Here is a 22102-nt window from a genome sequence, read left to right as displayed (position 1 = left end):
CTCGGCGGTGATTTTCGTTGACGTCCGTGAACGGACCGGCCGGGGGCTACCTGCCGAACCTCTTGAGCCGCAGGGCGTTCAGGATCACGAAGACCGAGGAGAAAGCCATGGCGGCACCCGCGATCATAGGGTTGAGCAGGCCGAGGGCCGCCACGGGAATCGCCACGACGTTGTACCCGAACGCCCAGAACAGGCTGGACTTGATCACGCGGAGCGTGGCCCTGGACAGTCGGATGGCTTGGGCCACGGCCCCCACCTCACCCCGGACCAGGGTGATATCCGATGCCTCAAGGGCCACGTCGGTGCCCGCGCCCATGGCCACACCGAGATCGGCTCGTGCCAGCGCGGCCGCGTCATTGACCCCGTCGCCGACCATGGCAACGACCCTTCCCCGGCCCTGCAGCCGCTCGACCTGTTCCACCTTGCCGCTCGGGCTGACACCGGCGATCACGTCCGAGGGGTCGATGCCGACCTCCGTGGCGACAGCGCGTGCCACGGGGGCGGCGTCGCCGGTCAGGAGGATGGGCCGGAGTCCCATCTCGCGGAGCTCCGCGATGGATGCGGCGGCGTCGGCCTTGGGCCTGTCGCGGAGAGTGAGCAAGCCGGCCGATATTCCGTTCACCGCGACGAGGATCGACGTTGCCCCACCCTCCTGGGCGTGGGACACCACCTCGAGGTGGTCGGAGGGCACATCCACACCGAGGTCCGTGAGCCATGAAGCCTGCCCGACGGCGACGTCGTGCGCGGAACCGTTCATGACGACGCTCCCCCGCACTCCGCCGCCGGCCGCGCTCGTGAAGTCATCGACCCGAGGCAGCGAGCCGTGCGCCCGCCGGGCGGCATCGGCTACGGCGCGCGCAATCGGGTGTTCGGATGCGTCCTCGACGGCACCGGCCAGAACCATCAGGGCATCATCGTCCTGGACCGCGGCCGACGACGCGAGCACCCGGGTACCCTCCACGGAGAGCTCCCCGCTCGTGACCGTTCCCGTCTTGTCGAGCAGAATCGTGTTCACGCGTCGCGTGTCCTCCAGAACCTGGGCCGACTTGATGAGGACGCCGAGTTGGGCGCCGCGGCCGGTGCCGGTCAAGAGCGCGGTAGGGGTTGCGAGACCGAGGGCGCAGGGGCACGCAATCACCAGAACCGAGACGCCGGCAACGAACGCCGGTGTCAGCGCGCCGCCGATGGTCCACCACAGAATGAATGTGAGGGCGGCCAGGACCAGCACGATCGGGACGAACACCGCCGAGATCCGGTCCGCGAGGCGGGCGACCGGGGCTTTGGACGCCTGGGCGTCCGCGACCAGGCGGCCCATCTGCGCCAGCGTCGTTCCTTCTCCGACTCGCGTGGCGCGCACCAGGAGGCGGCCGTTGGCGTTGAGAGTCGCCCCCGTGACATTGCTTCCCGGGCCGACTTCGACCGGTACGGACTCGCCCGTCAGCATGGACTCGTCGACCGCGGAATCGCCATCGACCACGACGCCGTCCGTCGCGATTTTCTCGCCCGGTCGGACCACGAATTCGTCGTCCACACGCAAATCTTCCACCGCGATGCGCACCGGCTCGGCACTGCCGGAGCGAACGACGTCGACCTCCCGGGCGCCCAGGTCGAGCAGCTTGTGGAGTGCCTCGCTGGATCGGGACTGCGCCCGAGTCTCGGTGTACCGGCCGATCAGCAAGAAGAAGGTCACCACGGCGGCGGTCTCGAAGTAGACCTGATGGGAAGACATGTCCATGTGCCCACCCGGGTGGGCGCCCGCCGTCATGCCCGGATCCGTGACCAGTCTGCCGAGGGAGTACAGGTAGGAGACGACGACGCCGAGCGAGACCAGCGTGTCCATGGTCGATGCGCCGTGACGCGCAGCCCGAGCCGCGGTGACGTGGAACGGCCAGGCCGACCACGTGGCCACGGGCAGGGCGAGAATCGCCGCGGCCCAGGCCCAGTGCGGGAACTGGAACCACGGGATCATGGATATCGCGAACAGCGGCACCGTGAAGATCGCTGAGACCCAGATGCGCCGGATCAGGGACGACTCCGGAGGCATGGCCATGTCGTGGCCATGGCCTTCCCCGTGGCTGCTCTCCGTGTCCTGCTCCGATCCGGGGGAGTGGTGCCCGTGCTGCACGTGCGCGGACTCACCTGCTTCCCCCGACGGATGGCCGGTGCGGGCCGCGGCCCCGGCCGGTGCGGCGGCGTCAGCCTGCGCGGTAGCGCCGGCCGGTGCACCCAATCCCGTGCCGGGCGTGCGTTTCCCGGTCGCGAGGGAGGGTGTGTAACCGGCCTTGCGCACGGCCTCGAGCAAGTTTTCGTCGGAGATATGCGCGGGCGCGGTGACCTTCGCCGAACCGAGCGGAAGGTTCACGCTGGCCTCGACGCCATCGAGCTTGCCCAGCTTCCGTTCGACCCGCCCGACGCAGGAAGCACAGGTCATCCCCTCGACGGTGAGATCGACGACGCGGTCGCCCTCACCGGTTGACGGGTTGTTCGCTGATGGTGTTGCGGTGGGCATGAGTCCTTCTAGCGCGAGTAGTGGTGGATGGGGTCAATCGACCAGGGTGTACCCGGCCTCGACGACGGCGTCGTTGACCGCCGCAGGGTCCAGCTCACCCTCGTGGGTCACGCGAACGGGGGAGTCCCCACCCGCTTCGAGCGAGACCTCCACCGCCTGCACGTTCCCGATCTCCTGGAGTTCCTCGGTCACGGATGCAACGCAGTGCTGGCAGGTCATGCCGCGGACCGTGATGTCTGTGGTCTTCATGTGCTGTCCTTTCGAGAGAGTGGTGTTCGGGCGGGGGCGCGAAGGCCGGGGTTGCTAGCTCCGAACGAGTCGTGAAATGGCCGCCGTCGCCTCCGAGACCTTGTCCCGGACGATCGCGGGGTCGCCCCCGCCGGCGGCGGCCTCGGCCGCACCCACCACGCAATGGTTGAGGTGCTCGTCCAACAGACCGATCGCGACGGCATGCAGTGCCTTGTTGGCGGCCGAAATCTGAGTCAGCACGTCGATGCAGTACGTGTCCTCCTCGACCATGCGCTGTACCCCGCGGATCTGGCCCTCGATGCGACGGAGTCGCTTCAGGTAAGCCTCTTTGTCATGGGTGTACCCGTGCGGAGGCCGATTGGGGTCCGCTGCCTGGTGGCTCGATGTTTCGCTCATGACCCCGAACGTATACCCCCTGGGGGTATAATACAAGGGGTTGGTTGTGAGAATCGGAGCGTTTGGCGCCGAAGGGGCGAACGCTCGGGGTTGTTTGTGCGAGAGTTGACCTATGGCTTCGAAGATTGAGGACTACGCCCTGCTCTCCAACATGAGCACTGCCGCACTGATTTCGCGGGACGGATCCGTGGATTGGTTCTGCGCACCCAGGTTCGACTCCGAAGCCGCATTCGCAGCACTCCTGGGCTCCGACGACCACGGTCGTTGGCTGCTGGCCCCCGCCGCCGCAGTATTCCCGGACACGGTGACCGGCGCACCGGAAGAGGGCGCGGCCCAGGATGACGCGCCCGCCAAGGTGGCCGAGCGCTTCTACGGCGAGAACTCCTTCGTGCTCCATACCATCTGGTCCACCAGCACCGGATCGGTGAGGGTCACGGACTTCATGCCCCTGGGCAACAGGACGGAGATCGTTCGTCGCGTCGAGGGGCTCACGGGCGAAGTCACCATGCACCAGGAACTCGCCCTGCGATTCAACTACGGCCGCACGGTCCCGTGGGTCACCCGATACGACGGCGCCCCGGACCCGCAGACGGGTTACCCCGATCCGGCCGATGGGATGCTCGTCGCGATGGCCGGCCCCGATGCGTTGGTGTTCCGTGGCGACCCCATTCCCGACGTCGCCCATCGTTGCCACGCCGGTCAATTCGACATTTCCGCCGGCCAGGTGAGGGACTTTTCGCTCACCTACTTCGCCTCCCACCGGAATCCGCCGGCACCGGTGGACTTCAACGACTCGTTGCACCGGACCGCCGACCAATGGAGCGAATGGTCCGATCTGTACAACGATCCGAGCGAACCCGTTCCCACCAGCACCGGGCCGGTCCCAACGACCACGGCGATGCCCGTGGTCGACGGCCATTCCGGAGCCATCCCGCTCGGCGCGGTGCCGGGTGGCGAGACCGAGGAAGAAGAAGAGCAGGACCCGAAGCTCGAGACCTATCGCGAAGCACGGCGCCAGTCCCTGCTCGTGATCCGCGCGCTCATGAACCGCGAGACAGGCGGCATGGTTGCCTCCCCGACTACCTCATTGCCCGAGGTCATCGGGGGCCAGCGAAACTGGGACCACCGGTTCTGCTGGTTGCGCGACGTCGCCCAGTCGGTGGGAGTCGCGATCGGCCACGACCACGACCGTGAAGCGACCCAGTTGCGCAACTGGTTGCTCCGAGCCATCGCCAACGACCCGACCCGGTTGCACAACGTGTACGGTCTCGCCGGGGAGAGCGACGACTTCGAGCGGAAGATCGACCTACCCGGTTATGAAGGATCCGTGCCCGTTCGCCGCGGGAACGGCGCGGCCATGCAGTTGCAGGGAGACGCCATGGGCCAACTCATGGTGACCTTCGAGAAACTGCGCCGCTTGGGCTACGCGGAAGACCACCTCTCATGGCCCCTGCAACAGGCCCTTCTCGGGTCCGCCGTGGACCACGTCGGTGAAGAGGACCAAGGAATCTGGGAAATGCACGGTGAAACGCGCATCTACACCCATTCCCAGATCATGCTGTGGGCCGCGCTCGACGCCGGGGTCCGCGGGGTCCGGACGCACGGGTTGTCCGGCGACGCCGACCTCTGGGCGGCCGCCCGCGACCGGCTCGCCGAACAGATCTGGACCCACGGCTTCAACCGGGAACTCAACTCGTTCGTGCAGTACTACGGCGGAACGAGCGTCGATTCCGCGCTGCTGAATATCGCCCACACGGGATTCGTCTCCTTCGATTCGCCGGAGATGCGCGGCACCGTGGAACGCATCGAGAACGAGCTCGATGCCGGTGGCGGACTGATCTACCGGTACCGCAACGCCGACCGGCTGGACGGATTCGAGGGACAGGACAACGCCCACTTCGCATCCTCGTTGTGGCTTGCCGAACAGCACATCCGGTCCGGGAACATCGCGCGCGGCCGCGCAATCCTGGACGGAGTGCTGGACAAGGCCAACGACGTCGGCCTGCTCTCTTCCGAATACTCCCTCGCCCGCTCGCGCATGACCGGGAATTTCCCCCAGACGCTCGCGCACATCGCCCTGGTCTCCGCGATCGACGCGATCCTGCTGTAGACGTTTCACCGCCCCGCCCCGCGCAGAGGACGGCGTCATCCGTCCAACGGCACGGTCCGGTCGATGCGAATCCGGTCCAGGAAGTCCTCGTTGTGACTGACCACCAGGAGAGCGCCCCGGAATCCGCCCAGGGCGTTGACCAACCAGTCGACCGTGCCCATGTCCAGATTGTTGGTCGGCTCGTCGAGCACCAGGAGTCTCGGCGCGGGTGCCGAGAGAAGGATCCTGGCCAGGGCGACACGGAAACGCTCGCCGCCGGAGAGCGTCCGAACCTTCGCGAAGACCGTGTCGCGTCGGAACAGCAAACGCGCCAAGTCGTCCCGGAGCCGCTGGTCGCTGGCCCCAGGGTTGCTCGCGGCCACGGTTTCGAGAACGGTTGCCTCCGGGTCCAGCTGAATCCGCTGGGGAAGATACCCGATGCGATCGGTCCTCCCGATCACCTCGTAGACCCGGCCCATGCCAGGCGGCGGTTCGAAGGACACGGGAGCGCCGGTCACCACGCGCTCGAGCAGCGTGCTCTTGCCCGAACCATTGCGTCCTGCGATCCGCAGGTGCTCCGGCCCGGAGACGATGACGTGGGCTTCGTCCGTCGGCAAGGGAACGACGTCGGCCTCGGGCTCCTGCGCGGAACTGACCTCCGCGGCGTCCTCGAGAAGTTGTAATTCCACGATTCTGGTGCCGTTGCCGACCGCAGTGTCCGGCAGGTCCAGGTAGACGTCCTCGGTCTGACGGAGCGAGTCCTCGGCCGCCGCGAGCCTGTTCTTGGCGGCGCGCTCGTGGTCGGCCATCAGGGCACGCGCCCGCGCCGAGGACTTCTCCGAATTCTCTTTGTCCCCGCCCAAGGCGATGGGAGGCTTGCGCTTGGTTTCCGCGAATTTCTTGCCGCGCCGTTCGTCCCGCGACTGCCTGATCTGCTGGTTGATCCGGTCGCGCTTCTCCCGGTCCGCGGTCGCCCGGGCATCGCGAATGTCGCGACGCTTGGTCTCTTCCTCGGAGTCCACGATGGCTTCCCACTCGGAGAAACCTCCCTCGAACCGTCTCAGCGTCGACGCCGGGTTCCGCGGGTCGACCTGTCGAAGCTCGCTGATCGAGTCGCACCGTTCCAGGAGCGCTTTGTCGTGGCTGATCACGAGTAACGGCATGCGATGCCGCAAACGTTCCAGGAGGTCCGCCAATTGCTCGCGGGCCTCGGCGTCGAGATTGTTGGTGGGTTCATCGAGGATCAGCGCCTCCGGCCGTGCAAGCTGGATCCCGAGTAACGCGGTCCTGACGGCCTGACCTCCGGAGAGAGTGCCGACCTCGCGGTCCAGGCCGATCCCGGGCATCCCGGCTCGGTGCATTGCTGCCTCGGCGCGGTCGCGGAGATCCCACTCGTCACCGATCACGTCGAAGTGCTGTGGATCGACGTCGCCCCGCGTCACCGCGTCGATCGCGGACAGAACGGGGGAAATGCCGAGCAGATCGGCGACCGTCGTCGCGGTGTTCAAGCCCAGATCCTGCCGCAGGACGTGGGTCCTTGGCGGGGCCGTGGCCGAGCCGCGCGCGGGGTCGAGGTTACCCGTGATGATGTCGACCAGGGTGGACTTGCCGGAGCCATTGGACCCGATGAGGCCGTGCAGGCCGGCGTCGTACACGACGTCGACGTCAGTGAGGCATGGGGTTCCGTCCGGCCAGGAAAAGGCGATTCCGACGAGGGAAATGTTGTGTTGGATAGGCATAAAGGCGTCCTCTCAGCGTGTGATGGCCGGCCGAGCGGACGCGAAGGTCCTGCTCAGCCGATGGCGGCGAGAGGTGCACTGTCCAATGCATTTCCTTTGTTCGGGGGCAGAAGCGAGACGAGCGTAGCACGCGATCCGAGTCGATGGGAATGGCGTGAGGCGGACTCATGCGCCGCGAACAGGTTGTTGCCGGGCAGAGAATCCCGAGTCGTGACGACGCGGACGATCTCTTCCAGCTCGTCGACGACGTCGGCTACGCGAAGCGCCCCCTGCCTTGACGTGGCAGGGGGCGCTTCGCGTGATACCGCAGTCCGAATCAGCCGTTCTCGGGCGGTTGTGGGTTGTCTCCCGAGGAATCCGGCGAATCACGGGTCTCCGGAGGGGCCGACCGGCGTCCGTTTCCGGGCTCGGGGTCAATGCCGTAGCCGCTCGAGCGGCGGGGGCGCGCCGAGTCGTCCGTGGAACCGGTGGAACCCTCCGGGCCTGCTGCGGGGTTCCGGCCGGCAGGACCGTTCGGGTTGGCAGGACCGTTCGGGCCGGCAGGGCCGTTCGGGTCGCCGAATCCGCGTCGACCGGGGCCGGCCCAATAGATGTCCAGGAGGTCGGGGATCACGCGGTCACGGCGGTCGGCGACCTCCTTGTCGGAGACAACGTTGACGCCCCAGTGCGCATTGCCTGGCTTCTCCGGGTACGTGCCCAGGAACTCGGTGCTCTGGAGTGGATCCGGCCAGGAAGCCGCCGGTTCCGCGGCGGGAACCATGGACAGCGGGTTGTTCGCCGGGTTGAACCGCGGACGCCAGATGAGACGGCCGGGACGGGAGCGGTCGCGCAGGGCGTGAGCGCGCCACGTCGTCGCCGGATGGGACATGTTGAGGTTGGCGAGCCACGTGAACAGTCCGCGCTCGTAGACGGCACGGTCCGCCAACTCCTGGAAATTCACGTCCTTGTTCAGGTACTTGCCGGCCGCCAGGGTGCGGATCGTGCCCTCTGATCCGCGCGGGCAATACCGGTAACCGAAGTTGTCCGCGGTGTACTCCTGTGCCCTGGAGAGGATCGAGGCCAGGAACGGCACGTTCTGGAAGGCCGAAATGCCCAGGAGCCGGAAATATGAGGTGTGGCCGGCGGCAATGTGACCGACCTCGTGGCCGATGATGAAACGCAAGGCGTCCGGATCACGGGCCTCGCCGCCGACCTCGAACAGGTCGGAGTAGATCGCGACGAAGCGACGGTGACCATGACCCGAGGCGAAAGCGTTGATCATGCCGTTGCCCAGAACCACGTAGGCGTCCGGTACACGGCGCAGACCGTGGGCTTTGGCTGCGCCCACGAGCATCTCGTAGGCCTCGGGGAACTGTGTGGGGGTGATGCGGACGCCGCTGAGTCGCATCTGGCCGTACAGGATGCCGCGACTGATGAAAATCGCGATCGGAACGATGCACATCAGGGCCAGTAGCTGGTCAAAGGTCGACGCGGTGTCGGCCTCCGTGTACGTGGTCGGCGTCGTGATCATCGGCATGAACGTCCGGATGAAGAGGACCCAGAAAGCGAAGGTGTAGGCCGCGATCGTGAAGCAGATCCCCACGATGAGCCACGGGATCTCCCCAGGATGCCGCAACTTGCCGCGCAATCCTTCCCCCAGGAGGGACTGCGTCGAAAACAGCGAAGGCCCCGGCAGAGGGCTACGTGCTCGTTGACGGGAGTCCTCCGGGACCCAACCGTTGCTGACGTCGTCGGCCAGTGGCTGGGACGGCAACGCGGATTCCGGCGGATGGACCCCGGGCGCCCCGTACTTGTGGGCGTCCCTCTCGTAATCGGGGCCTGGAGGGGGGCCGTAGGGGTTCTGGGTCATGAACGTCCTCTCGGTGGCTCATCTCAGCGAGGTGTGTTTCGGTCGCCGCGGCAACACTTCGCTTCCCAACTGTACCCAGCGAGGTCGTGAGATGGGTGAATCCCGATCGACGCACACTCGTGAGAACGCGGACAGGCGCCGGTCTCCGATTGACGGAAACCGGCGCCTGCTCTCGCCGAACTCTCACCGGCTCAATGCCGGTGGGAGATCACGGCCGGAAACTCAGACCGTGTAGACCCAGGGAGTGTTGCCCTGGGCCGCCGTCGTGATGATGTTGGTCAGCTGCGTCTCGGTGGCCTGGTAGGACTTCTTCGAGGTCTTCAGCGGGTCGTTGACCGTGAAGGTTCCCTTGTCCTTGTTGTAACCGGAAATGTAGACGAAGTGTCCGTATCCCGGCTCGGCGTCCTCGCCCTCAATGACCCCGGTCTGCGTCAGGACCACGGCACCCTTGCCGTCCTTGATTTGCTCGATCGAGTTGGTGGCCTCTCCGTTCACATGGGCCGTGCCCTTGACGCCGTGGTTGCTCAGGATCGTGGCGACGTCATCGCTCTGGAGGAATTCGGAATCGCCTCGTCCGGCCTCTTCACGGATCTGGGTCATGGCGGCACTCTGGTCGGAAGCCGAGTAGTCGCTCGGCAACTTGCCGCCACCCTGCAGGAGAGCCATCAGGATGCTCGCGGGGCCGCAATCGTTGTACTGCGAGGCCTGTCCCTGGACCTGGCTGATGTACTGGAACTTGTGCTCCGCCTGGGTCGACGCCTGGGCAGTGTCGGCACTCTCGGGGGTCGCGGTGGTCGCGTTCGCGGCGCCAGCCATGGCACCGGTGGCCAGGGAAGCGATAGCCGCACCTGCAACGAACCTGCGCTTGAAGTTATTCATCATCGAATGTTCCTTACCGTCTGTTTCTACTGTTTCGGGCAGAACTGAGCGTAGGAAGACGGTGTGTTCCGAGTCAACGACGTCACTCAAAATGTGTGAACGCCGCGATAAACCCCTTAATGAGCAATTTGTAATAGATAACACCAATGTGTGATGGCGCCGGGCGCGGTGTCGTTCGGGAGGTATAGGGAGAATATGTTGTCCTCGTGAAAAATTCCCCGAATGGTTGATTATGCATCAACGAATAGGTATATGAGTGTCGTTTCGGCAGTTCGATAAATGTTTACTTGAAATTTCTCGCACGGTAGCTCCCTGGAAGGGGATATGTTTCCTGGAGCCTTCAATTGATACGTTTTACCTAGCCAGGCGACTGTTTGGCGTGAATGGTAGGTTGGTAGACCGGCCATTCAACCGTTTTGTCGAACTCTCATGGTTCTGTACTCTGAGGTACTGATCCACTTTCTGAACCACTGGGGAACCTCACTATGACTTGCACAGGCAAGGCCCTGTCCGCGCGCGCCTCGGCCGCACTTCTCATCACATCCGCACTGTTCTTGGGAGGGTGCTCCGCCGATTCGGGGGACAACAAGTCCTCGTCGCCCCATGCCTCGCAGACTCAGTCCTCCGGCGATGCCTCCAAGGGATCGTCCAAGGACTCGAAGACGGATGGGGATTCCTTACCCAAGAAAGCGAAGAAGAACGAGCTGATCGGCGGCGGGAAGACCGTGTTCCCGGATCGTCGCATGGTTGCGCTGTACGGAGCACCCGGAAATCCTTCCCTGGGCGTGCTCGGTGAACAGGATCCCGCGGCCTCGGTCAAACGGGTCAAGGACCTGGCCAAGCAGTACGAGCCGCACAGCGAGGAGCCCGTTATTCCGGCCTTCGAAGTCATCGCCTCGGTCGCGGACGCGGCGCCGGGCGAGGACGGGGACTATTCCAACGAGATGACTCCCGAGCAGCTGCGGCCGTTCCTGGACGAGGCCAAGAAGAACGGCGTGTACGTGATCCTGGACCTCCAGCCCGGGTTGCAGGACTTCACGAGCCAGATCAAGGAATACGAGGACATCCTCAAGGACCCGAACGTCGGCGTCGGTCTGGACGCGGAATGGCGACTGGCCCCCGGGCAGAAACCTCTCGAGCAGATCGGGTCCGTGGACGCTTCCGAGATCAACGATTCCCTCCGCTACGTCGCGGACCTGACCAAACGTGAGAACCTGCCGCAGAAGGCCGTGGTCATCCACCAATTCGCCGGATCCATGATCACGAATCGCGAGCAGATCGATACATCCCACCCGGAACTCGCATTGACCCTGCACGCGGACGGCCACGGTACTCCGGGACTCAAGAAAGAGACCTGGGAGGCATTGCAGAAGGGGCTGCCCCAGGGCATCCGCATGTCGTGGAAGAACTTCTACGACGAAGACACCCCGATGTTCACACCGGAGCAGACCTACCAGATGGATCCCAAGCCGTGGGTGGTCACCTACCAGTAGGCCCGGTCGCTCCGGACCCGTCCCGGCGTCGCCCGTTTGCTACTTCTGCGTCGCTTTCAGTGCATCCGGCGGGAGCGGCCTGTCGGCGTAGACCACGCGTATCGCGGAAGGGTCGGGGTTTCCTGCGTCAGGTCCACGGTGGCGGAGCGTGAGGCCCAGTTTTTCGGCGACTGCGGCCGACGCCCGGTTGTTCTCGAGCAGGTAGGCCACGATCGGGGTCTCCGGGCGAAGCGTCTTCGCCCGATCGAGGGCTCGACGCGATAGCTCCGTGGCCAGGCCTCGCCCTTGGGCCTCGGGGAAAAACCGGTACCCCAGATTCCAGAACACGCCGCCGCGCAGGGCACAACCTCCGTGACCGACCACCTTGCCGTCCTCTCGCGCGACCCAGGTTCCGAGGCCTGCATTCCAGGCTGAAATCCAGCCCGCCAGGACATCGCGCGTCGTCCCGACGTCAGCGAACCTGCCGCTCGGCAAATGCGTCCACACGCGCGGGTCAGAATACAGCCGGTGCAGTTCGTCCAGGTCGGACATGCGTGGAACGTGCAGGTCGAGCCGCTCTGTGCGGTCCTCGGGTCGGTCGGTCGTTGCCGCTCGCTCGGTGTTCGTCACTGGTCCTCGCCTCCCGGCCGCTGTGATCCCGTTGTTCGCTGCGGTTTCTTCAGTCTATGGCGGGTGCGGCGGGTTTGTGGGGTGGGGTTCTTGTGCGCTGCTTGCCGCGAGGTGGCGGTCTTGTGCGGAACTTGCGGCTAAAACCGCACGGGGCTGCCACCTCGCGGGCGCATCGTCCAGGATGACGACGCCGTCGTGCCCGTGGGGAGGGCGGTTGGGTGGCGGTTACCCGAATTCGAGGTGTTTGCCCTTATAAGGTGGGGGTTTAACCGCCTCTTGTCGAGGGTCGGCGCCACCGAATCGGGTAACCGCCACCGAACCGAGGTGGGCAACCACCCAAACGGGTAAGTGTTGAGGCGGGCAACCGCCACTGAATCGGGTAACCGCCACCCACGACGGGGGCGTGCGGGGTTTCGTGCGCGCTTCTGCCCGGGCGCATCGAGCCGCACGTCTGCCCGGGCGCATCGAGCCGGGCCCCTAGCTGGGCGACCGGCAGCCCCTACCGGGCGACCGGCATGGTGGCGGGGTCGTCGCCGTGCGTAGGGTGTAGTCATGGCTGAGCAGACATTCCACGCAGAACACAAGGTGGCCGGCGGCAAGCTCGTGGTCGCGGACGTCGTCGTCGACGGTGACCGGATCACGAACGCCACGATCTCGGGGGACTTCTTCCTGGAGCCCGAGGAGGCGTTTTTCGAGCTCGCGCCCGCCCTGGTGGGTTCCTCGATCGCCGACGACGGCGCGGCCCTCACCGCCCGGATCGATGCGGCGCTCGCGGCCTTCGGTGACGATTTGGACCTGCACGGGTTCTCGACGGGCGACGTCGCCCTCGTGGTTCGCCGGGCCATCACGGGGGCGAAGGATTTCGGCGACTTCGACTGGACCCTCTTGCGCCCCGGCCCCCTTCCGACCAGTCTCAACGTGGCCCTGGACCAGTACCTGTTGGAGGAGGTCGCGGCGGGCCGCCGGGGGCCGACGCTCAGGTTCTGGGACTGGGAGGACAGGGCCACGGTGATCGGCTCGTTCCAGTCCTATATGAACGAATTGCAGCCCGACGGCGTCGAACGGCACGGGATCGACGTCGTCCGGCGCGTCTCAGGCGGCGGGGCGATGTTCATGGAAGGTGGCAACTGCGTGACCTACTCGATGTATGCCCCCGCCTCGCTGGTCGCGGGGCTGAGCTACGAACAGTCGTACGTGTTTCTCGACCAGTGGGTGCTCCAGGCCCTCGGTGAACTGGGGGTCAACGCCTGGTACAAACCGATCAACGACATCACGTCCTCGGGCGGGAAGATCGGGGGCGCGGCCCAGAAGCGAGTCAGCGGTGCGATCCTCCACCACGTGACCATGTCCTATGACATCGATGCGGACAAGATGACCGAAGTCCTCCGCATCGGCCAGGCAAAGATTTCGGACAAGGGGATTCGCAGCGCGAAGAAGCGTGTGGACCCGCTGCGCCGTCAGACCGGGGAAAGCCGGGAGGGGATCATCGCCACGATGGGACGCACCTTCGAGGCGCGCACAGGTGCGACGTGGGCCGAGCTGTCCGAAGCCGACCTCGAGGCCGGGCGTCGGCTCGTGGACGAAAAATTCGGCACCGAGGAGTGGACCCACCGCGTCCCGTGACGGGCCGGTCCGCGGTCGATCCGAAAATCGACCGCGGACCGGTCTCGACGCCGAGGCGTCACGTCAGCAATTCCGCAACGATCACCAGGGGTCGCCGTACAGGTGGAGCTCGGGGTCATCCGAGTCAATGTCCGGGTCCGCGACGCTGAAGAAGACTTGTTGGCCGGTGCGGTTCTGCACATCGTGGATGAGCAGGGCGTAGCGACCGGTCGGCAAGGTCGAGAAGTCCTTGCTTTCGATTTGCAGCTGCCCGTGCTCGTCCTTGGTGATCTGGGCGTCCAGAGTGACCGTTTCGCCCTTGCCCGTGGGGGCGTCTCGGTACGTCACGTCCACCTGGTATTCACCGTCCTCCGAGAGGGGGAGGGTGCTCTGCGGGTTGATGGTCATGGAGTCGAAGCTTCCCGCCCGCATGGCCGGGACACCATTCGGATAACCCCAGGAGACCTCCTCCTGGGTGGGCATCACCGCGAGGGTGTTCTCGGCCGGTGAGTAGGTGGCTCCGATCCTCAGGCCGGGCTCGTCCGAGGGCTCCCCGGTCTCGGGGCTCACGTAGGCGGGGTTCTCGGGATCGGTCTCGTCGTCGGCAACCCGACCCGGAACTTGGACCATGAGGTTGCCGGGCAACTGGTCGAAGGATTCGGCACCGGAGAGGTCCAGGGTCCCGCCCTTCGACTCTGCGAGGATGTTTTCGCCGCACAGGCCGTTGCCGATCTTGACCTGGTACTTCCCGTCGGGCGCGGGTTTCTGCTCCGTACCGGTGTCGGGGAGCGTCAGCTTGTAGTCGGTCGATCCTTGGTTCTGCTGGACCAGTTGGGGCTGGCCGCCGGCCCCGCGCCACATGTCGTAGGCCCGGGGCGCCGTGCCATGCTCCTTCAGCCAGGTGTCGGCGTGGGTCTGGGGTGCATCCGGGTTGCCCGGCACTTGTCTGTTGCACAGGCTCGAACCGCCAGTGCCTTCGGCCTGTGCGGGCGCCGCCAAGGACAGGGACCCGAGTGCCAATGCTCCTGCGGCCCCGAGTGCGGCACATGTCCGGGTTCTCGTGTTCGTCATCATCGCGGGTCTCCGATCCGTGAAATTCTAGTGATTCATCGAACACTCCGGACGCTACTGAAGCGGGCGCCGCGGCAGGTTAAGGTTCGGCCTCAATTCTGAAATAAATGGTCGCGGTCCGGTCACGGCCTCACGTCTCCCGCGAGCCCGTCATCGTGCCGTGGGTCAACGCGCCGTAGGTCGGAGTCGAACATTCCGATCTGACCAACGGATCGTCAGCGTTCGTTGAGCAGGGAGACGGGAAGGGCGTCCAGCGCGGCCTGGACCAGGCGGTGGTCGCGGGCCCCGCGGCGCGTCGCACTGAAAATCCGGCGGTTCGGCGTCGGATCCCCGTGGAGCGGGATGCGTGCCACCGGCCAGTCCTCGTGGAGTCTCGCCAATTGCGGTACCAGGAAGACGCCGAAGCCGTGGGTGACCAGAGCCGTTCCCGTTTCCCATTCGTCGCTCCGGTGCGCGACGTTCGGCGAGAAGCCCGCACCCAGGCAGGCCGCCATCACGAGCTGGTAATAGGCGCTGTCGGGGCGGCCGACGATCCACGGCTCGTCGGCCGCCTCAGCAAGTCGCACCGACGGCTTGCCGGCCAGGGGATGGTCCCGCGGAACCACCAGTTCGAGGGGGTCGTCGGCCAGGTATACCTGGTCGAAGCGCGGATCGGAGGATGACGGCGTCATCGACGTCGCCGTGTACAGGGCCAGGTCCGCGTCTTCCGAAAGCAACAGGTCGAAGCAGCGCGAGGGTTCGGCCTCGATGACTCGGACCGTGGTCTCCGGGAAGTTGTCGCGCAAGTGGGCGGCGGCCTGGGGAAGGAGCCGGGTTGCGGCCGTGGAGAACCCGCACATCGTGAACGAGCCGGTGATGTGTTCGGGGTCGGCCGCGAGCTCGGCCCGGGCCCGCTCCTCCTGGGCGAACATCATGGCCGCGTGACGCAATACGGTGTGGGCCGCGCTCGTGAGCCGGACGCCTCTCCCCACCTGGGCCAGGAGCGTCACGCCGAGTTCCTCGGAGAGCTGGCGCAATTGGTGGGAAACGGCCGATGGCGTGTAGTTCATGGCCTTGGCCACGGCGGTTACCGTTCCGTGATGGGCCAACAGCTGCAGGACTCTCAAACGCGCGTCGATCATGTAAAAAATATACAAGGTAGCGTCAAAAAACGTTTGCTTTTATTCAGTAGTCCGGCGTTCGATAGTGGAAGCATGCTGAATCACCGTGTGCTTTCCCCATCCGGCAAGCCGGCCGTCCCTCGGCGTCGGAATCTCGTAGCGCCCGCTCGGGGCGCTCGGAACGAGCACGTGACCACGACCAGGGGGCAGGTGGCCACCGGCGTTGCACTGCTCATCGTCCTGACCGCTGGGGCTTATATTCCGTCCCCGCTCTATCCCGGGTACCAGGCTCAGCTGGGGTTCAGCGACCTGACCATGATTCTGATCTACGCTACGTTCGCGCTGGTCAGTATTCCCGCACTGCTCCTCTTCGGACCGGCCTCCGACGTCCTGGGCCGTAGGAAGGTTCTCCTGGCCAGCATCGTTCTCTCGGGGGCGGGATCGTTGTGCTTCCTGTGGGCGGGGAGCACGTTCTCGCTGTTCCTGGGCCGCGCCTTCCACGGCCTGGCTCTTGGCGCCGTGACCGGCCCCGCGACCGCGTGCGTGATCGAGAATTCGGCGGTGCACGCGAACAAGTACAAGATCTGGGCCTCCGTCCTCGCTACCTCGGCCTTCGTTGCCGGCACCGCGGCCGGCCCGTTCTTCGCCGGTGTTCTGGCCGAATGGGCTCCGCTGCCGGAAGCTCTGCCCTATCTCGTGCACCTGGGGCTCCTGGTCGTGTGCTGGATCCTGGTGTCGGGGCTCCCGCGCGTCGGCGGCGCCTCGTTGCGCACGTGGCGCCCGACCGCACCGCGCGTCCCGCGAAAGATCCGACACCTGTTCCTGGCAGCCGCGACCACCGGTTTCCTCTCCTGGACCGGGGCCGGGATCTTCTTGGCCACGATCCCGACCGTTCTCGAACGGACCCTCCCGGATGCCACGACCGCGATGACGGGCAGCGTCCTGGGTGCAATGCTCCTCTTCTCGATGGCGACCCAGCCCTTGATCGTGGGCATCTCCCCGATCCGGATGCAGATTCTCGGCTTAGGGCTGATCGGCGCGAGCCTGGCGGTTTTGGCCCTCGACGGGGGCGGGAGCATCGACGTCGTTCTCGGGTCCGCGGTGTTCGCGGGCGCAGGGCACGGCCTGGCCTACGGGGGTGCGACGGCGATGCTCGACGGCGTCACCCCGGCGGAGTCCCGGGGAGGGGTCAACGCCTCGCTGTACCTGGTGTTCTACCTCGGTGCCGGGGTCCCGGCGATTGCCGTCGGCGTGCTGACCTCCTGGTGGTCCATGGAGACCGCGGTCTCCTGGATGAGCGCCGTCGCCGCGCTCTCGAGTGTTGCGGCGTCGGGAGGCATCGCTGTCCTCTGGAAAAGGCGGCGTCGCGCCCGAAAGCACGACGCCGCCGCATCCGAACTCGCCGCTACCTGACCCCGAATTCAACCGAGTCGGTGGTCCAGGCACGTGCCTGGTCGCTGAGCGTCACGCCCAGGCCGGGACGGTCAGGAACGATCATTCGTCCGTCCCTGGTCTCCAAGCGTTCGTTGAACAGGGGATCCAACCAGTCGAAGTGCTCGACCCACGGTTCCCGCGGATACGTCGCGGCCAGGTGGAGGTGGATCTCCATCGCAAAGTGCGGCGCGAGATCGAGTCCGGCCTGATCGGCCAAGGTCAGGAGCCTCTGGAACTGGGTTACGCCGCCGACCCTCGGGCAATCGGGCTGGATGATGTCACACGCGCGGTTCTCGATGAGCCGTTCGTGCTCGGCCACGGAGGCGAGCATCTCGCCCGTCGCGATCGGGGTGTCCAGCGAGCGGGCCAGATCCGCGTGGCCCTCGACGTCGTAGGCGTCCAGCGGTTCCTCGATCCACGTCAGGTCGAATTCCTCGAGCCGCCGACCCATGCGCAGGGCCGTTGCCCTGTCCCACTGCTGATTGGCGTCCACCATGAGGGGAACGTCCGGGCCGATGTGGTCGCGAACCGCCTCGACCCTGCGCAGATCCTCGGCCGAATCGGGAAGACCGACCTTGATCTTGATCCCACCGATTCCTTCCTCGATCGACCGGCTCGCCCGGTCCTTGACCTCCTCGATCGAGGCGTTCAGGAAGCCTCCGGAGGTGTTGTACGTCCGCACCGAGTCACGATGGGCGCCCAACAGCTTGGCCAGGGGGAGCCCCGCACGCTTCGCCTTGAGATCGTGGAGAGCCAGGTCGATCGCGGCAATGGCCTGGGTTGCGACGCCGGAGCGCCCCACGGATGCGCCCGCCCAGACGAGCTTGGTGCCAATCCGGGCGATGTCATTGGGGTCCTCACCCAACAGGCCCTCGCCGATCTCCTTCGCGTGGGCATACTGGGCCGGTCCGCCTGCCCGCTTCGAATAACTGAACCCGACGCCCTCGAAGCCCTGCTCGGTGGTGATCTCGGCGAAGAGGAACACCACCTCCGTCATGGGCTTCTGGCGGCCCGTGAAGACCTTGGCGTCGGAGATGGGGACCGAGAGCGGAAGCCGCGCGGTCGAGAGGGCGACGTGCCGGATCGAATCCCGAGTCGTGGTGGTCATGATGGTCTCCTATCGGTCGAGTGCCGGACGCTTGGGGTCGAAGGACCACCCGGGCACTAGGTACTGCATGGCCGCGGCGTCGTCGCGGGTCCCGAGTCCGTGTTCGAGGTACAGCTGGTGGGCCTCCTCGAGCCGGTCCCGGTCGATCTCCACGCCCAGACCGGGCGTCTCCGGGACGTCGATCTGTCCCTCCCGGATCTCGAAGGGCCGGGTGGTCAGGTGCTGACCGTCCTGCCAGATCCAGTGGGTATCGAGGGCCGTGATGTTGCCCGGGGCCGCGGCACCGACCTGCGTGAACATCGCCAGGGAGATGTCGAAGTGATTATTCGAATGGGACCCCCACGTGAGTCCGAAGTCGTGGCAGAGCTGGGCGACGCGGGTGGATCCGCACATCGTCCAGAAATGCGGATCGGCCAGCGGGATGTCCACGGAGGCCTCCCGGATCGCGTGGGCCATCTCCCGCCAGTCCGTCGCGATCATGTTGGTCGCCGTCCTCAGGCCGGTGGCCCGGCGGAATTCGGCCATGACCTCACGCCCGGAAAACCTGCCTTCGGCGCCGCAGGGGTCCTCGGCGTACGCGATGTACGGGGCCATCTCGCGTCCGTATCTGATCGCGTCGTCGAGCAACCAGCCGCCGTTCGGATCGAGAGTGATGCGGGCGTCCGGGAAGTCGTTGCTCAATGCCTTGACGGTCTCGACTTCGTCCTCGCCGGGCAATGCGCCGCCCTTGAGTTTGAAGTCCTTGAACCCGTACTTTTCGGCGGCCGCCCTGGCAAGATCGACCACGGCCTCCGGCGTCACGGCTTCTTCCCGCCGCAGGCGATCCCATCCGCTGGCCTCGGGTTCCCGCAGGTACGGAAGATCGGTTTTGTCCGGGTCTCCGACGTAGAACAAATACCCCAGCATGGGGACGCTGTCCCGTTGCTGCCCGTCGCCCAGGAGCTCGGCGACGGGAACGCCGAGAAACTGCCCGTTGAGGTCCAGCAACGCCGATTCCAGGGCCGTCACGGCGTGGATCGTGACGCGCTGATCGAACGTCTGGTTCCCGCGTCCGGCCACATCCTGGCCGGCGAAACGGGAAGAGACCTGCCGCAGCAGGGACTTGTGCCGGGTGATCGGTTGGCCGGTCAGGAGGCCGGCGGCCTGCTCGATCGTCGATCGGATCGGCTCACCACCGGGGACTTCACCCACCCCTGTGCGGCCCTCGCCATCCGTGATCACCACGATGTTTCGGGTGAAGAACGGGGCGTGGGCGCCGGAGAGGTTGAGCAACATCGAATCGTGGCCGGCCACCGGCACGACCTCGATGTGTTCGATTCTGGGAACGGATGCGGACGTCATGACATGTTCTCGCTTTCCTCGGTCCTACTTGCCGTCGACCGACTGGCCGACCGACCACGGATTCGCATCCGAGGCCGGTGCTGGGAGAAGGTCTTCGGGGAAGTCCTGATACGCCACGGGCCGCAGGAATCTTTCGATCGCCAACGTGCCGACGGACGTCGTGCGCGCATCGCTCGTGGCCGGGAACGGTCCTCCGTGGACCATCGCGTGTCCGACCTCGACGCCGGTCGGCCAGCCACCGTAGAGGACGCGGCCGGCCAGCCGTTCGAGACGCGGGAGCAGGGTCGCGACGTCGTCCCGGTCCGAGGGCGCAGCCTGGACCGTGACAGTCAACTGGCCCTCGAGTGCCGTGATCAGTTCCTCGAGGCGTGACGGTTCGGCATAGCGAACGATCACGGACGCGGCGCCGAAGATCTCCTTCTGCAGCTCGCCGTTCGCGAGGAAGGTCTCCGCGTCGGTCCGGAACAGCACGGGCCCGGGGGCATTGGCCCCTTCTCCGTCCCCGCCGCGGGCGATGACATCGACGCCGTCCTGCCCGGACAAGTTCTCCACGCCCGACGCCCAGGAGGTCGCGATCGAAGGTGTCAGCATCGTCTGTCCGCTCGAGGCGTCGATGTGCTCGACGGCGCGGTTGACGAAGTCGTCTCCTCCGGGGCCCTCGGGCACGAAGACGAGTCCGGGCTGGGTGCACAGCTGGCCCGATGAGCCCGTCACCGAGCCCACGAAGGCTTCGGCAAGGGACGCCGCGGAGCCGAGGGCCCCGGGGAGCACGATCACGGGGTTGATCGAGCTCATCTCGGCGTAGACGGGGATGGGGGAGGGGCGCTCGAAGGCGGTGCGCGCGATGGCCAGCCCGCCCGACCGGGAGCCCGTGAAGCCCACGGCGGTGATCCTGGGGTCCGCGACGAGCCTCTGGCCGATTTTCGCCCCGGGTCCGTAGACGAGCGAGAAGGTTCCGCCGGGCAAGCCCTCCTGCGTCACGGCCTCGTGGATCGCTTGGGCAACCAGTTCCGCGGTACCCGGGTGGGCGTTGTGGGCCTTGAACACCACGGGGCAGCCCGCGGCGAGGGCGGAGGCCGTGTCACCACCTGCTGTCGAGAAGGCCAGCGGGAAATTGCTGGCCCCGAAAACGGCCACGGGACCCAACGGAACCATGCGCTGGCGGATGTCTGCCCGCGGTGCCGGTGCCCGATCAGGCTGCGCGGGGTCGATCCGGACCCGGTGGAACGCGCCCGAGCGGACCACGCCGGCGAAGAGTCGCAACTGGTTTGCGGTTCGCGTCAGCTCCCCGTTCAGGCGGGCCTCGGTCAGGCCGGTCTCCCGGCGGGCACGATCGACCACGTCCTGCCTGCACGCGTCGAGGTTGTCCGCGATGCGATCGAGGAACCGTGCTCGCGCTCCGGGCTCGGTCGCGCTGTATTCAGGGAACGCCTGCTCGGCGGCCCGGGTGGCGTCGTCGAGCTGGTCCGGGCCGATGAGGGTGAACACGGGATCGAGGTCCTCCTCCGTGCTCGGGTCCACGGCTCTGACGTCTCCCTCGGTCCCGGCGATCCATTCACCATTGATCAAGGACTGTCCGTTGAGAGTGGTGGTCATCGTGTTTCCCCTTTCTGAGTGGTGGGAACGTCCGCGACGTTCGCGGCGCGGACAAGCTGTTCGAGATCGTGGTAGTCCTGCTCGCGCAGGTCGTGCAGTGGGGGCCGGACCGATCCGCAGTCGTGTCCGACGATGCGCAGGCCGGCCTTGATGATCGAGACGCCGTAGCCCTTGCCGCGGTCCCGGATGTCGAGATAGGGCAAGACGAATCTGCGAAGTTTCTCTTGGACGGCGGCGTGGTCGAGGTTTCGGACGTCGGCGTAGAACTCCAGCGCGAATTCCGGGGCAAAATTGAACATCGCGGAAGAATAGGTGCTGACTCCCATCTGGAGCAGCGGGAGCGCGTACGTCTCCGCCGTCGGCAGTCCGCCGAGGTAGAAGAGACGGTCCCCGTTCATCGCGGTCACACGCGCCAGGTGCTCGATGTCGCCCCGGGCATCCTTGAACCCGACGAGGTTGGGGTGCTTCTCGGCCAGTCGCGCAATGGTTTCGGCCGAGTAGATCGCGTTGGCCCGGTTATAGACGATGACGCCGATGTCCACCGCGGAGCACACGGCGGAGGCGTGCTCGAGCAGCCCGTCCTGATCGCATTCGGTCAGGTAGGGCGGGAGGAGAAGGATGCCCTCGGCCCCGGCCTGCTCGGCGGCCTGGGCGCACCGGATGGCCTGCCTCGTGGAGCCGGAAGCCGACCCGAGAACCGGGACCTCCGGACGAGTCGAGCCGACGGCCCACTCGGTGACCCGCGCGTTCTCTTCGGGCGTGAGGCTGAAACCCTCACCCGTGCCGCCCGCAGCGAAGAGCCCGGCGACGTCGAAACCCGACTGCCACTCGATGTGATCTCGGTATGCGGTCTCGGCGAGTTCGCCCTGGGGGTCGAACGCGGTCGCTGGAAAGGAAAGCAGGCCATCCTTGAGACGGTCCGCCAACTCGTGGGGTGAGAACTGCGCCATGGGAACTCCTCGAATGATTCGCGCGTCTGGAAGTGGAACTTCTCGGAGTCTATGAACTGCGTCTCATGCTCGTCCAAGTGCAATTCCG

At 66.1% G+C, this 22102-nt stretch carries 17 protein-coding genes; 4 read left to right on the top strand and 13 right to left on the bottom strand.

What is annotated here, in order from left to right:
• Positions 1-46: 46 nt before the first annotated feature.
• The 3 genes from AB0Y14_RS07170 to AB0Y14_RS07160 are packed head-to-tail and all read right to left on the bottom strand — an operon-like array spanning position 47 to position 3154.
• Positions 47-2509 carry a heavy metal translocating P-type ATPase gene (locus tag AB0Y14_RS07170; RefSeq protein WP_436588494.1) on the bottom strand — a complete coding sequence of 821 codons (2463 nt, stop codon included), beginning with the start codon at positions 2507-2509 and terminating at the stop codon, positions 47-49.
• 33 nt (positions 2510-2542) lie between these two features.
• On the bottom strand, positions 2543-2758 hold the full coding sequence (locus AB0Y14_RS07165) for a heavy-metal-associated domain-containing protein (protein ID WP_436588493.1): 216 nt from the start codon (positions 2756-2758) through the stop codon (positions 2543-2545).
• A gap of 54 nt (positions 2759-2812) precedes the next feature.
• A complete protein-coding gene (locus AB0Y14_RS07160; RefSeq protein ID WP_436588492.1) occupies positions 2813-3154 on the bottom strand; it encodes a metal-sensitive transcriptional regulator in 342 nt (113 codons plus the stop codon).
• Positions 3155-3266: 112 nt separating this feature from the next.
• Here AB0Y14_RS07160 and AB0Y14_RS07155 point away from each other — a divergent pair, with 112 nt between their 5' ends.
• Complete coding sequence (locus tag AB0Y14_RS07155) at positions 3267-5264, top strand: glycoside hydrolase family 15 protein (protein WP_436588491.1); 1998 nt, start codon at positions 3267-3269, stop codon at positions 5262-5264.
• Positions 5265-5299: 35 nt separating this feature from the next.
• On the opposite strand, the gene AB0Y14_RS07150 is transcribed toward AB0Y14_RS07155, so the two are convergent.
• The 3 genes from AB0Y14_RS07150 to AB0Y14_RS07140 all read right to left on the bottom strand — a co-directional run bounded on the left by AB0Y14_RS07150 (position 5300) and on the right by AB0Y14_RS07140 (position 9713).
• Positions 5300-6982 carry an ATP-binding cassette domain-containing protein gene (locus AB0Y14_RS07150; RefSeq protein WP_436588490.1) on the bottom strand — a complete coding sequence of 561 codons (1683 nt, stop codon included), beginning with the start codon at positions 6980-6982 and terminating at the stop codon, positions 5300-5302.
• Between the two features lie 316 nt (positions 6983-7298).
• A complete protein-coding gene (locus tag AB0Y14_RS07145) occupies positions 7299-8831 on the bottom strand; it encodes a M48 family metalloprotease (RefSeq protein WP_436588489.1) in 1533 nt (510 codons plus the stop codon).
• 222 nt (positions 8832-9053) lie between these two features.
• The gene (locus tag AB0Y14_RS07140; RefSeq protein ID WP_436588488.1) at positions 9054-9713 is read right to left on the bottom strand and encodes a C39 family peptidase; all 660 of its coding nucleotides are present in this window, start codon (positions 9711-9713) and stop codon (positions 9054-9056) included.
• A gap of 482 nt (positions 9714-10195) precedes the next feature.
• Here AB0Y14_RS07140 and AB0Y14_RS07135 point away from each other — a divergent pair, with 482 nt between their 5' ends.
• A complete protein-coding gene (locus tag AB0Y14_RS07135) occupies positions 10196-11203 on the top strand; it encodes a hypothetical protein (protein WP_436588487.1) in 1008 nt (335 codons plus the stop codon).
• A 39-nt stretch (positions 11204-11242) separates the two neighbouring features.
• Here AB0Y14_RS07135 and AB0Y14_RS07130 read toward each other — a convergent pair whose 3' ends face one another.
• A complete protein-coding gene (locus AB0Y14_RS07130) occupies positions 11243-11812 on the bottom strand; it encodes a GNAT family N-acetyltransferase (protein WP_436588486.1) in 570 nt (189 codons plus the stop codon).
• A gap of 552 nt (positions 11813-12364) precedes the next feature.
• On the opposite strand from AB0Y14_RS07130, the gene AB0Y14_RS07125 reads away from it, so the two are divergent.
• The gene (locus AB0Y14_RS07125) at positions 12365-13435 is read left to right on the top strand and encodes a lipoate--protein ligase family protein (protein WP_436588485.1); all 1071 of its coding nucleotides are present in this window, start codon (positions 12365-12367) and stop codon (positions 13433-13435) included.
• Between the two features lie 81 nt (positions 13436-13516).
• Here AB0Y14_RS07125 and AB0Y14_RS07120 read toward each other — a convergent pair whose 3' ends face one another.
• Together AB0Y14_RS07120 and AB0Y14_RS07115 are read right to left on the bottom strand one after the other, a co-directional pair.
• Positions 13517-14488: a hypothetical protein gene (locus AB0Y14_RS07120; RefSeq protein ID WP_436588484.1), complete on the bottom strand. Its 972-nt coding sequence runs from the start codon at positions 14486-14488 to the stop codon at positions 13517-13519.
• A 212-nt stretch (positions 14489-14700) separates the two neighbouring features.
• On the bottom strand, positions 14701-15606 hold the full coding sequence (locus AB0Y14_RS07115) for a LysR family transcriptional regulator (RefSeq protein WP_436588483.1): 906 nt from the start codon (positions 15604-15606) through the stop codon (positions 14701-14703).
• A 72-nt stretch (positions 15607-15678) separates the two neighbouring features.
• Between AB0Y14_RS07115 and AB0Y14_RS07110 the strand changes: the two genes are divergently transcribed.
• Positions 15679-16998, top strand: coding sequence for an MFS transporter (locus tag AB0Y14_RS07110; protein ID WP_436588482.1), 1320 nt, complete (start codon positions 15679-15681; stop codon positions 16996-16998).
• Here the strand turns inward: AB0Y14_RS07110 and AB0Y14_RS07105 are convergent.
• Genes AB0Y14_RS07105 through kdgD form a run of 4 tightly spaced genes read right to left on the bottom strand, consistent with a single transcriptional unit; the run spans position 16991 to position 22014 of the window.
• Positions 16991-18127 (bottom strand): L-talarate/galactarate dehydratase, encoded by a 1137-nt coding sequence (locus AB0Y14_RS07105; protein WP_436588481.1) that lies wholly within the window; start codon positions 18125-18127, stop codon positions 16991-16993. The genes AB0Y14_RS07110 and AB0Y14_RS07105 overlap by 8 nt on opposite strands.
• Positions 18128-18136: 9 nt before the next feature.
• Positions 18137-19468: an enolase C-terminal domain-like protein gene (locus AB0Y14_RS07100; RefSeq protein ID WP_436588480.1), complete on the bottom strand. Its 1332-nt coding sequence runs from the start codon at positions 19466-19468 to the stop codon at positions 18137-18139.
• Between the two features lie 24 nt (positions 19469-19492).
• Positions 19493-21064 (bottom strand): aldehyde dehydrogenase (NADP(+)), encoded by a 1572-nt coding sequence (locus AB0Y14_RS07095; protein ID WP_436588479.1) that lies wholly within the window; start codon positions 21062-21064, stop codon positions 19493-19495.
• Complete coding sequence (gene kdgD / locus AB0Y14_RS07090; protein WP_436588478.1) at positions 21061-22014, bottom strand: 5-dehydro-4-deoxyglucarate dehydratase; 954 nt, start codon at positions 22012-22014, stop codon at positions 21061-21063. Before kdgD ends, AB0Y14_RS07095 begins: the two co-directional genes overlap by 4 nt.
• Positions 22015-22102: the final 88 nt, after the last annotated feature.

Origin of the sequence: Rothia sp. HC945 (assembly GCF_051370785.1) — a bacterium.
GTDB lineage: Bacteria > Actinomycetota > Actinomycetes > Actinomycetales > Micrococcaceae > Rothia.
The sequence above is the reverse complement of the archived record's forward strand: the minus strand, read 5'-3'. Positions and strand labels throughout refer to the sequence as shown.